The 13,150-nt window shown below is 33.0% G+C and carries 10 protein-coding genes; 9 read left to right on the forward strand and 1 reads right to left on the reverse strand.

Translation table 11 applies throughout. The annotated features are described in order from the left end of the window. Positions 1-348 precede the first annotated feature (348 nt). The 9 genes from garR to aroE all read left to right on the forward strand — a co-directional run bounded on the left by garR (position 349) and on the right by aroE (position 11,602). On the forward strand, positions 349-1,245 hold the full coding sequence (gene garR / locus CLMAG_RS23460) for a 2-hydroxy-3-oxopropionate reductase (protein WP_066628343.1): 897 nt from the start codon (positions 349-351) through the stop codon (positions 1,243-1,245). Between the two features lie 2 nt (positions 1,246-1,247). Then, positions 1,248-2,684: a four-carbon acid sugar kinase family protein gene (locus CLMAG_RS23465; protein ID WP_066628346.1), complete on the forward strand. Its 1,437-nt coding sequence runs from the start codon at positions 1,248-1,250 to the stop codon at positions 2,682-2,684. A gap of 58 nt (positions 2,685-2,742) precedes the next feature. Continuing rightward, positions 2,743-3,588: a class II fructose-bisphosphate aldolase gene (locus CLMAG_RS23470; protein WP_066628348.1), complete on the forward strand. Its 846-nt coding sequence runs from the start codon at positions 2,743-2,745 to the stop codon at positions 3,586-3,588. Positions 3,589-3,794: 206 nt separating this feature from the next. After that, the gene (locus CLMAG_RS23475; protein ID WP_082832057.1) at positions 3,795-5,132 is read left to right on the forward strand and encodes a GntP family permease; all 1,338 of its coding nucleotides are present in this window, start codon (positions 3,795-3,797) and stop codon (positions 5,130-5,132) included. A gap of 113 nt (positions 5,133-5,245) precedes the next feature. Next, positions 5,246-5,800: a carbonic anhydrase gene (locus CLMAG_RS23480; RefSeq protein ID WP_066628351.1), complete on the forward strand. Its 555-nt coding sequence runs from the start codon at positions 5,246-5,248 to the stop codon at positions 5,798-5,800. A gap of 151 nt (positions 5,801-5,951) precedes the next feature. Next, positions 5,952-6,779, forward strand: coding sequence for a Cof-type HAD-IIB family hydrolase (locus tag CLMAG_RS23485; RefSeq protein ID WP_066628352.1), 828 nt, complete (start codon positions 5,952-5,954; stop codon positions 6,777-6,779). 515 nt (positions 6,780-7,294) lie between these two features. Then, the gene (locus tag CLMAG_RS23490) at positions 7,295-9,301 is read left to right on the forward strand and encodes an oxidoreductase (protein ID WP_066628353.1); all 2,007 of its coding nucleotides are present in this window, start codon (positions 7,295-7,297) and stop codon (positions 9,299-9,301) included. 162 nt (positions 9,302-9,463) lie between these two features. Then, a complete protein-coding gene (locus tag CLMAG_RS23495; protein ID WP_066628355.1) occupies positions 9,464-10,678 on the forward strand; it encodes an MFS transporter in 1,215 nt (404 codons plus the stop codon). A 54-nt stretch (positions 10,679-10,732) separates the two neighbouring features. Further along, positions 10,733-11,602 (forward strand): shikimate dehydrogenase, encoded by an 870-nt coding sequence (gene aroE / locus CLMAG_RS23500; protein ID WP_066628357.1) that lies wholly within the window; start codon positions 10,733-10,735, stop codon positions 11,600-11,602. Positions 11,603-11,771: 169 nt separating this feature from the next. Here the strand turns inward: aroE and CLMAG_RS23505 are convergent, their stop codons facing one another. Beyond that, positions 11,772-12,659: a LysR family transcriptional regulator gene (locus CLMAG_RS23505; protein WP_066628359.1), complete on the reverse strand. Its 888-nt coding sequence runs from the start codon at positions 12,657-12,659 to the stop codon at positions 11,772-11,774. Positions 12,660-13,150: the final 491 nt, after the last annotated feature.

Raw genomic sequence — 13,150 nt, forward strand, 5'->3', positions numbered from 1 at the left:
ATTTTAAACTTAGTAAATATGTTACTTATTACAAAAAAATAGACGTAATAAATTTACTAAAACTCATTGACAACGTTTAGAACTTTTGTTATTCTGAATATAGTAATAAAATTACTTTGATTAAAAAATAACAGTAATAAGTTTACGAAGACGAACTATAGCAAATAAGCATAATAGAAAATTAAAGTACAAAATTATACAAAATACGCATTGACAACGTTTTGAAAATTTGATATTCTGATTACGGTAAAAAAACTACTAAATTAAAAATTAAATAGTAAAAAAATTACTAACATAATAATACGTAAAATTTTTAAAAATATTAATCATAAAATGGAGGGTTAAATTATGAAAAAAAATGTTGGTTTTATAGGCTTAGGTATAATGGGTAGACCGATGACATTAAATCTTTTAAAGGCTGGTTACAATGTGACTGTATACGATATAAATAAGGAAGCAATAGAAAAATTAGTAACTGCTGGTGCTAAGGGTGCTGCATCACCAAAAGAAGTTGGAGAAAATAGTGATGTAATTATTACAATGGTACCAAATTCCCAGCATGTAAGAGAAGCCGTTTTAGGTGAAAATGGAGTTGCTAAAGGTGCAAAAGCTGGTTCAGTTGTAATCGATATGAGTTCTATTACTCCAGTTGCTTCTAAACAAATAGCAGAAGAACTTTCTAAAGACGGTATTGAAATGTTAGATGCACCTGTAAGTGGAGGAGAGCCAGGAGCTGTAGCTGGTACATTATCTATAATGGTAGGTGGTAAGGAAGAGGTTTTTGAAAGTGTTAAAGATGTACTTCAAGCTATGGGAAGAGATGTTATTTTAGTTGGAGAAAATGGTTGTGGTGTTACTGCAAAATTAGCAAATCAAGTTATAGTTAATTTAAATATCGCAGCAATGTCAGAAGCACTAGTACTGGCAGCAAAAGCTGGAATTAATATTGAAAAGATGTATCAAGCAATTAGAGGAGGACTCGCAGGAAGTTCTGTACTTGATGCAAAAGTTCCTTTAATACTTGAAAGAAACTTTGTAGCAGGTGGAAGAATAGATATAAACCTTAAAGATATAACAAACGTTATGGAAACAGCACACGGAATAGGTGTTCCATTACCACTATGCAGCCAACTATTAGAAATAATGCACGCATTAAAAGTAGATGGAAAAGCAGGAGACGATCACGGTGGAATAGTTCAACATTACGAAAAGCTTGCAAAGGTTGAAGTTAGAAAGGAGCAATAATTATGAGTTCAAATAAAGTACTAGCTAAAGAAGTTTTTGATAAAATACCGGCAGTAGATGTAAAAGTTGTAGATGAATTACTTACTAAAGAATTACTTGAACTTGATAAAAAAATAATAGTTCTTGATGATGATCCAACTGGAGTACAGACTGTTCATGATGTTTCAGTATATACTGATTGGTCAAAAGAAAGTATTGAAAAAGGCTTCATGGAAGAAAACGCTATGTTCTTCATCCTAACAAATTCAAGAGGTTTTACTGCAGAAGAAACAGAAAAAGCACATAAAGAAATAGCTTTAAATATTACAGAAGTAGCTAAAAATCTTAATAAAGATTTTATAGTAATTAGCAGATCGGACTCAACTCTTAGAGGACATTACCCTCTTGAAACAAAGGTATTAAAAGAAACTATAGAAGCAAATTCAGAAGTTAAATATAATGGGGAAGTATTAATGCCATTTTTCAAAGAAGGCGGCAGATTTACTGTTGATAATGTTCACTATGTTCAATATGATGAATACTTAGTGCCAGCTGGGGAAACTGAGTTTGCAAAAGATAGAACTTTTGGATATACAAAATCTCAGTTGGGTGAATATATTGAAGAAAAAACAAATGGCGAATTTAAGGCTAGTAACACTACTTATATATCACTTCAAGATATTAGAAATTTAGCAATAGACAGCATAACAGAACAATTACTTAAAGTTGATAACTTTAATAAAGTAGCAGTTAATGCTGTAGACTATGTTGATGTAAAGATAGTTACCATTGCTTTAATAAGAGCAATAAAAGCAGGTAAAAACTTTATGTATAGAAGTGCAGCTGCTCTAACTAAAGTAATTGGTGGAGTAAGTGATAAAGGTTTACTTACTAGAGATGAACTTATTAAAGAAGAAACTAACAACGGAGGATTAATAGTAGTTGGTTCTCACGTTCAAAAGACTACTGAGCAGCTAGAAGAACTAAAGAAAGTTGATTTTATTGAATTTATTGAATTTAATTGTCATCTTGTTTTAGAACCAGAAAAGTTTACAGCTGAAGTTGATAGGATTATTGAAAAATGTGAAGATCTTATCAGTTCCGGTAAAACTGTAGCTGTTTATACAAGAAGAGAAAGATTAGATCTTGGCGAAGGTAAAAAAGAAGAAGAATTGAAGCTTTCTGTTAAAATATCAGATGCAGTAACAAGTATTGTTACTAGATTAAAGGTAAGACCTAATTATGTTGTAGCTAAAGGTGGAATTACATCAAGTGATGTAGGAACAAAAGGTCTTCAAGTAAAAAGAGCAACTGTAGCTGGTCAAATTAAGCCAGGAATACCTGTTTGGAGAACAGGAGCAGAAAGTAAGTACCCAGGAATATCTTATGTAATATTCCCAGGAAATGTTGGAACTAAAACTACTCTAAGAGAAGCAGTTGAGGTTTTAAATAATAAATAAAATTAATGCAATTAAGCGATGATTAAAAGTGTTATGGATAAAAGGAAAGGTGAAAAAAATGCTAGTTAACATGAAAGAAATTCTTCATAATGCAAGCTTAGAGAAAAAAGCTGTTGGCTCATTTAATGTTTATACTTACGAAACTATAAAAGGCGTATTAGAATCTGCCCAGCAGCAAAACTTTCCTGCAATAATTGCATTTGGTGAAAAATATCTTAAAAATATGGACTTTGAGTCAGTATATAGTGTAGTAAAGACTTTGTCAAAGAATATTGAAGTTCCTTTTGTTTTGCACTTAGACCATTGCAGTAACTTGGAAAATGTGTACAAGGCTATAAAGGCAGGATTTACTTCCGTAATGTATGATGGTTCTGCATTACCCTATGAAGAAAATGTTGCGAATACTTCAAAAGTGGTTGAAATTGCAAAGGCATGTAATGTGTCTGTTGAGGCTGAATTAGGTTCTTTAGCAGCAGGATTAGATTCTCATGAGGGAAAATTAGATGATAGAGAAATTTATACAAGTCCGCTGCTGGCAAAGGATTTTGTACAAAAGACTGGTATAGATGCTCTAGCGGTATCTATAGGTACAGTACATGGAATGTACAAAGGAACTCCAAACATAAGAGTAGATATCTTAAAGGAAATTAAAGAAAAAGTGGACATCCCCTTTGTGCTACATGGTGGTTCTGGTACTCCTGAAGATGTACTATTAGACTGCATAGAAAATGGAATTTGCAAAATAAATGTTAACACAGAAATATCAGTCTATACTATAGAGAAAATGAAAGAATTACTAAGTAATGGACAAAAATATCACTTATCAGAGATATCTTTAATGCAAGTAGGATTTATTAAAGAAGTAGTTAGTAAATATATGAAGCTTTTTAATAGAATGGTTTAAGTATTAAAGAATTATGAAAATTTCAGTTATGTTGTGATTTGAATAAAGCTAAGCAGAAGTATGGAATGACAGGTTTATATTATTTTAGAAATAGAAAGCTTGTCATTTCATATTTTGAAGGTATTATATTTTTAATTTACAATTGTTGAAAACGGTAACGTAATAAATTTTATAAAATAAAAAAGTAACAAATGGAGGGTCTAATTATGAGTAATGTATCATATATGCTTCTTATTCTATTTGCTTCTATTGCTTTGATCGTTTTTCTTATTATGAAAACAAAGCTCAGTGCATTTTTGGCATTGACTGTTTCTGGATTGTTTCTTGGTATTGTGGCAGGTATGCCACTTGAAAAAGTTGCTGTTTCCTTTCAGGCAGGTATGGGAAATACTCTAGGATTCTTGGCAACTGTTTTAGGTCTTGGGACAATACTTGGAAAGATGCTTGAGATATCTGGTGGAGCACAGCGACTTGCAAGAACATTGATTGATACCTTTGGTGAAAAGAAAGCCCATTGGGCAATGATACTTGTAGGATTTATATGTGGTATACCTGTATTCTTTCAAGTTGGATTTGTTTTATTACTTCCAGTAATATTTAGTGTTGCGCTGCAAACAAGAATGTCCTTAATCAAAATAGGAATTCCTGTTGTGGCAGGATTAATAACAGTACATGGAATGGTACCACCACATCCTGCTGCTTTAGCGATTGTTGGTACACTTAAGGCTGATGTCGGAACTGCTATTTTATTAAGTTTGATTATAGGATTGCCTGCCGCAATTTGTGCAGGTCCGATTTATGGTAATTTTATTTCAAAACGAGTTAAGGTTAACCCTAATGAAAGTCTTTTCAGCAGTGAACTTATACCAGAAGAAAAACTTCCAGGATTTGCAACAACATTGTTTACAATACTTTTACCAATGATAATCATGGTAGTAAAAACTATTGTTGAGTTAGCAGCACCTAAAGGAGCCTCATATGTTCATTTTGTAGCATTTATTGGTAATCCAATCACAGCACTTTTAATTTCTGTATTTGTTTCATACTTCACTCTTGGCTTATCAAGGGGGATGAAAATGCAAGACTTATTAAAGGTTACTGACGGATGCTTTGGACCAGTAGCAGGCATATTGCTAGTTATAGGTGCAGGTGGAGCATTTAATCAGGTTCTTCAAGACAGTGGAATAGGAAAGGTATTAGGAAGCGTTCTTACAAACTTACACATGAGTCCTGTACTTTTAGCATGGTTAGTTTCTAGTATAATGAGATTTGCTGTTGGTTCTACTACTGTTGCAATGATGACTGCTGCCGGAATAATATTACCAATTTTACCTAATTTTCCAGACCTTAACCCTGTGTTATTATGCGTAGCTATTGGTGCAGGAGGAGTTGGTTTATCACATGTAAATGACTCAGGATTCTGGATAGTTAAAGAATACTTTGGAATGTCAGTAATAGATACGCTTAAATCCTGGACAGCTGCTACTACTATTGCCTCTGTTGTTGCTATTTTGATAACATTGGCGGTTTCAACAGTTTTCTAAGATTGGAAAGTGTGTTAAGTTTTTCCTAATAAGTAGATTATATAATTTAGTATTGAATTAGGTCATTGATGTTTTTACAATGGCCTCTTTATAATATAATAGGAGGGTTGTATGTGAATGATTTAATAAAAATATCTAATGAAAACGAATTGTTTTCAAAATATAGAAATACTCCCATAGAACAGTTATTTAAATATCATAATTTTGGATGTACCTTTGAAAAGTCCTCTAAAGCTGAACTGCTAGTAGGCATGTGTATGGATAATAGAAATCAGCTTAGAATTCCCAATAATTTTGCATACATCTTACGTACCGGTGGAGGAAATCTACGGTCTATTGAGTTCAAAATATCCTATGCAATTGGTATTGGTGGGGTACAGTGTATTGCTTTAATAGGTCATAATCACTGTGGAATGTCTAATTTAATCTCAAAAAAGCAGCGTTTTATAGAAGGAATGGTTAAAAATGCAGGATGGATGGAAAAACAGGCAGAAGATCATTTTATGAGATTTGCACCAATATTTGAAATTGAGAATGAAATAGAATTTTTGTTATGTGAGACTAAAAGGTTAAGAGAAAAGTATCCTAAAGTTATGATTGCACCCCTCTTTTATAAGATAGAAGATAATTTCCTATACCTATTAGAAGCAGACCGGGATACAGCTTAAAAGTGCAGCAGTGATGTAGCTAATCAGTTGATTTGAAAGGAATACAAGGGACAGAAAGGTTAATAATCTTTCTGGGCTTATAAGGAATACAAGGGACAGAAAGGTTAATAATCTTTCTGGGCTTATAAGGAATACAAGGGGGAAGGGACTGATGATTCAATATAAGTGGTGCGTATGTGATATGGACGGAACGTTATTAAATTCAAAAGATATTATATCAGAGGAAAATGAGGCAGCATTAAAAAAGCTTCAACAAATGGGATTAGAAGTAATTATTGCTTCTGGAAGAGTTGATCTTTTAATGAAGCCTTTTATAAAACAGTTGAATTTAAAGGGTAATATTATATGCTGTAATGGTGGCTTAATTAAAAATATTGAAACAGGAGAAATACTATATTCTAAGGTAATGGACAAGGGTGCGGTAAGAGAGATTATAGACTACGCCTTGGGAAATAATATAAATTTCCTTATATATACTAACAAAGTAGTATATTCAAACAAAAATAACCCAAAGGCTGAGAAATATGAAAAGCTTAATATGTCTCTTTCGAAGGATTTACAAATACCAATAACGTATATAGATGATTCAATAATTAAAAATATACATAATATAGATATTTTTAAAATTTTATTAGTCTGTGATAATCATGAAATAGTTAAAGTAGCACAAAAGCATCTTTCAAAATCTGATAAGCTTACAGCGGTGAGTTCAGTGAAGGGACTTTTAGATATTATGGCATCAAATACCTCTAAGGGGCATGGTTTAAAGATTTTATCCGATAAGTTAGATGTAGATTTAGATAAAGTTATTGCTTTTGGGGATAACTATAATGATGTAGAAATGTTTCAATGTGTAGGTATGCCTATAGCAATGGGAAATGCTGAGGAGGATGTTAAACTGCAGGCAAAGTATGTAACCAAGTCAAATGATGAAGCTGGTATAGCTTACGCAATTAATAATTATATATTGCAGAAATGAAGTGAAAATTGAATCCTATGGGGGTACAACCCCCATCGGATAAAACAGAATACAAAGTGGTCATCTTAAAAGTTATTTAGGATGACCATTTTTTCGATTTTTTGAAGTTCATTTAACACATTACCTACATATGAAAGAAAAAAACTGTCAGTATTTTATCAAATGAATGTTATGAAATTATTTTTCTGATAAACAGAGTGGTAATTTTACTCCTTTTAGTTCAATCTCGGCACAATAGGAGCTGATTTTTGTTTATAGGTCTAAAAATTATTGAAATTAAATGTATAGAAAAAATCTATAAATAAAGCTTGAAAGATCAATTAGATTAATAGATTTGTTTATATTATAATAAAGTTGTAAATGATTTTATGTTAAGGTTAGTAACATAATTAGTGAACCTTATAACATTCTTGGTTAACAATATAACATACTATAAGCTTATTTTAACAATGCTAAGAAACTCTTAAGTAAATTTATTATTAATATTAGGATAGAGTGAATATGGAGGTAAAAAAATGAAAAACAAATATCCAAATCTTTTGTCACCAATCACTATCAACGGAATGACATTAAGGAACAGAACGGTTATGCCACCTATTGGCAGCAACTTTGCTACTGTTAGTGCAGAAGTGTCTGAAGAAATGATCAAATATTATGAATTAAGGGCAAAAGGTGGTACAGGCCTTATCATCGTGGAGAACGCTTGTGTAGACTTTCCAATGGGAACCAATGGAACAAAACAGTGCAGAATTGACGATAACCAATATGTACCTGGATTTTACACTTTAGTAGAAAGACTTCATGCTTATGGAGCAAAGGTTTCAATACAATTAAATCATGCAGGAGCATCTGCTTATGCAGCAAGACTAGGCGGAGTACAAGCTGTTTCAGCATCAAATATTCCTTCAAAAACAGGTGGAGCAATTCCAAGACCTTTAACTGTAGAAGAGATGAAAGACATCGCTAAAAAATATGGAGAAGCTGCAGGAAGAGCACAGCTAGCAGGATTCGACGCAGTTGAAATCCATGCAGGACACTCCTATTTGCTGAACCAATTCCTATCACCTTTGTTCAACGACAGAACTGACGAATTTGGTGGAAGCGCTGAAAATAGAGCAAGATTTGCTGTAATGGTTATAGACAGCGTAAGAGCTGCAGTAGGTCCTAGATTTCCAATCTCCATAAGAATCAGTGCTGATGATATGATCCAGGGAGGAAATACCCTTGAGGACTCACTAGAATTGATGGGATATATGCAGGAAAAGGTAGACTTCCTAAACATCTCTGTAGCTCAAAATGACAACCTATATCTTCAACATGATAAGATGAGCTTAGCAGAAGGTTGGAGAAGCTATATGGCTAAGGCTTTCAAAGAAAAGTTCAATAAGCCAGTAATAACTTCAGGAAATATCCGTTCTCCAAAAGTTGCAGAAGAAATCATTGAAAAGGGAGATGCTGACCTTTTAGCTATGGGACGTGGCTTAATCGCAGAACCATATTGGGCTAATAAGGTTGCTGATGGACAAGAACACCTTCTTAGAAGATGTATCTCTTGTAACATAGGATGTGCTGATCACCGTTTGGCAAAATCCCAACCAATCCGTTGTACCATCAACCCAGATCTTTTATTTGAAGATACTTATAAGGATAAACAAGTAAAAAAAGCTATTAATGTTGTAGTTATCGGTGGAGGTACAGCAGGACTCGAAGCTGCATGTACTGCTGCAGAAATAGGCTGCAATGTAACATTATTAGAACAAAAAGATAGATTAGGCGGTCTAGCTTGGATGATCGGAACAATTCCAGCAAAAGCAAGAATCCACTACTTTGTAGAATATTTAGAGAATAGAGTAAAAGAGCTGCCTAACCTAAATGTAAGACTTAACACAAAAGCTTCAGAGGAAATATTAGGAGAATTAAATCCAGATCTTATAATAAATGCAACTGGATCAAAGCCACTGCTTCCTCCAATAGCAGGATTGTTGGATCGTGTAGACAAAGAGGGATCAAAAGTTAAATCAACCTTTGGATTCATTAACAACATCAATTCTTTTGATGAGGACTGCAAAGGCAAGAAAGTTGCAGTTGTAGGCGGAGGAGCAGTAGGACTTGACGTTGTAGAATTCTTCGCTGAAAGAGGAGCAGAAGTTTCGGTTATAGAAATGATGCCTGTAATAGGAAGAGATTTGGACACTAATACAAAGCTTGATGTATATCATATGATGAAAGAAAATAATGTTAAGCAGCTTGCAAATACTGCACTACAGACTGTTAATGACAGTTCATTTACAGTAAGGAATCCAGAAGGCGATATCGTAGATATAGACTTTGACTACGGATTTGTATGTCTAGGAATGAGATCAGAAAATGCTGGATTCCCTAAAGTTGAAGCATACGCTGCAGAAACAGGCGTAAAACTTCTTAACATCGGAGATAGTGCAAGAGTAAGAAGAATAATATCCGGCGTTGAAGAAGGCAGAAATGTAGTAAAAACTTTAGAAGTTATGGGTGTATTCAAATAATTAATAGGGTTGGATTTTTTAGTCCAACCCGATTATTGGAATATAAAGGTTAATAAATTAACAATGAAATTATTAGTGGGACAATCTATATCCAGTATATTGAAGGAATTATTATATTAAATACAATTAGATATCTAAAGGGAAAAATGAAGGGAGAAAAAAATGAGTAATAAGAAAAATTATTTTCCAACTGCCTTAGCGTTATATTTCATATATTTTATACATGGTATCGGCGTATCAATTTTAGGTCAATACAAACAAAACTTCGCAGGTGCCTGGGGAGCAAAAACGTTAGCTAATGGTACTTTTGATGTAAGTGTGGTACTGGCTGTTATTGCAGCCTTAGGTTTAGGACGTTTGATTACACTTCCTATATCGGGGCCTTTTTCAGATAAATTCGGAAGAAGAGCTTCTGGACTAATAGGTATAGCCCTTTATGTAGCTTATTTCGTAGGTATTGCATTAGCGCCAAATATGTATGTTGCTTATGCATTTGCATTAGCCGGTGGTGCAGCTAACTCTTTCCTAGATGTTTGTATTATTCCATCCTGCTTAGAGATATTTACAAAATCCGGTGACGCTGCTAGTATGTTCACTAAGTTTTCAATATCTATAGGACAGCTTCTACTTCCATTTATGATTGGTTTTGTTGCAGCAAATCACATGTCATATAAAACTATTTTCTTCGTAACAGCCGTACTACTTATTATAGATGCAATTTTAATCGCAATACTTCCATTCCCAGCAATGAACAGCAGTGCTAAGACAGAAAAAGGTGGAGCTGAAGTTAAGAAAGAAAAAATGAAATTTACAGCAACTAGTATTGCAGTTATTCTTATCGGATTTACATGTACATCAACATTCCAGTTATGGTTGAACTGTAATCAAGAATTAGGTAAATTATATGGCTTAGCTAAACCAAGTCAAATTCAGTCATACTATGCAATGGGGTCAATAGTTGCTATATTAGTAACAGCACCACTTGTGAAAAGTTTTATTAAACCAGTTAGAATTCTTGTTCTTTACCCTGCAATTTCTACAATTATGCTTATAGCTTTATACTTTATACAATCACCAACAATTGTTTTAGTAGGTGGATTTGTACTTGGATATGCAGCTGCAGGTGGAGTACTTCAGTTAGCAGTATCAACAGCAAATTCTATGTTCCCAGCAAACAAAGGTAAGATTACATCTATAGTTATGATTGCATCCAGTGTAGCAAATTATGTTATCTTAAATATAGCTAGTATGCTTACAAAAGCTGGTGGTGTACAGGGACCAAAATATGTGCTTTTACTGAATATAGGAATTACTGTTCTTGGTATTTTACTTGCATTGTTTGTAAATAAAAAGTTTGCAGAAGAAGCAAAAGCATAGATAATATCTTAAATCTTAAAAAATAAAATATTTAAGTTAAGTGAGGTTATAATTATGGAAAAACGTATTTCAGGAAAGACAGGCTTATTGGGCTTAATAGGTACACCAGTAGATCATTCCAAATCACCAGTTATGTATAACTATAGTTTTGAAAAATTGGACTTAGACTATGCATATTTAGCATTTGATATAACAGTTGAAAAGGTACCAGATGCCATTGCAGCTATGAAAACTTTTAAAATGAGAGGCGCAAATGTAACAATGCCGTGTAAAAGTGAAGTTGTTAAGTATATGGATGAGTTATCTCCTGCTGCACGTATAATTGGGGCGGTAAATACAATTGTTAATGATAACGGAAAATTAACTGGCCATATTACAGATGGTGTTGGATTTATACGTAATTTAAAAGAACATGGAGTAGAAGTAAAAGACAAAAAAGTAACTATTATGGGTGCTGGTGGCGCTGCAACAGCTATTCAGGTCCAATTTGCTTTAGATGGAGCTAGAGAAATTTCTATATTCAACATAAAAGATGCTTTTTATGAAAAAGCTGAGAAAACTGTTGAAAACATCAAAAAAGAAGTACCAGAATGCGTTGTGAGCTTATATGATTTAAATGATACGGAAAGACTTAATGCAGAAATTGCATCCAGTGATATTTTAGTTAATGGAACACTTGTAGGAATGCACCCTAATGAGGAACAGACGATTATAAAAGATACAAGTGTTTTCAAAAAAGACTTAGTTGTAGCAGACGTAGTGTATAATCCAAAGAAAACAAAACTTATGGAGGATGCTGAGGCTGTTGGCTGTAAAACAGTAGGGGGTTTAGGAATGCTGTTATGGCAGGGAGCAGAGGCTTTTAAGTTATATACTGAATTAGAAATGCCTGTGGAAGAGGTTCAGGAATTGTACTTTAAGTAAATCCTAAAAATCTTTAACATCTATGAGAAGTACAATAGCACTCTATCAAAAGCATAGAGTGTTATTTGTAGTTCCTAAAGTTTTATTCAATGAATACGTGCTATAATACTGCCATTTTCCTTAAAGTGGCAGTATTATAGCATATAGTCATCAGATTTAAGTTTCCACTTCATTCTATACAACTTTTGTCTTTTAAATATGAAATAAAGTTGTGTACAGCAGGTGGAAAATATTTATTTTTTCGATAAGCAAAATAAATACGACGACAATATTCCGGACTATTAATGTGTAACTTTTTTACTTTAGCATCTTTAAGAGCCGGTGCTTCTGCTATGATAGCTACTCCAAAACCTGCAGCAACTAAAGCAGAAAGAGCATACTCATCAGAGGCTTCACAAATAACCTTTGGATTTAAATTAATACTTTTTAATAAATTAAAAGTGAATTTTCCAAGTCCAGAATTTCTATCATATGCTACTAATGGATAAGGCTCAATGTCAATTAAGTCAATACTATCAAATTTTCCAAGTGGATGTTCTAAAGGAACAATAACAAATAGTTCTTGTTCAATAATGGGAACGAAAGTAACATCTGGCTCATTTTCAACATAAGAGCCAAAAATCAAATCATATTTATCATTTTTTAGGCCTTCCAACATTTCTGCAGTAAACCCCTGTTTAAAGGTAAAGGTAACATTCTTATTCTGTTCTAAATTTAAAAAACTACGTACTGTTTCAGGAATATAATGTTGCGCTAGTGGAGAAATATAGGCAATGTCAACGTGACCTTCTGAACTGCTGGCTAATTGTTTCATATTTTTTTTAGCATTTTCCAAATCATCTAATATTCTATCGACATGTTCTAAAAATATTCGACCATATTTAGTTAATATGACATTTCTACCTTGCTTATCAAATAAGCAGAGACCAAGTTCAGATTCTAAGTTTGCCATAGAATTACTTAAACTTGGTTGAGATATATTTAGCTCTAAAGCTGCCTGTCTAAAATGCTGCAGACGAGCAATGGTTCTAAAATAATATAATTGGTTTAAATTCATATGGCAGTTTCCTCCCCAAATAGATTATAAATATTATATCATATTCAATAGTTAAAAACTATCAATAAAGTAGAAAACATGTATTAGAATTATCAAAATTATTGAATTATAATATAAATTAGGATGTGTTAAAAAAATAACTATTCTAAATTAATGACAAAATATGAACAAATAGAGAAGTTTTAGTCGAAAGGTTATTTTGTAATATTTGATGATATTCACAAAACGTTAGTAATAAATTATTGATATTGTGCTTTAAGATAACGATTACTATAAAAAATAATAATTATACGAACCATTTCAGTAGGATGAATTATTTTAACCTGACTAACTTGGCGTAAGTCTTCCACTTCATATGAAACTCCTCTTCCTAGCGTCAGAGGAGTAAGCGATTCACACAAAATCGTAGATTTTGGTTCTCTGCTTAACTGGGAGTTCAAGGCCAAGTAAGCCATGCATTCGCAGCTCTAAAATTCAGATGGGGTAAAAGA

Source organism: Clostridium magnum DSM 2767 (assembly GCF_001623875.1).
Lineage (GTDB): Bacteria > Bacillota > Clostridia > Clostridiales > Clostridiaceae > Clostridium_AM > Clostridium_AM magnum.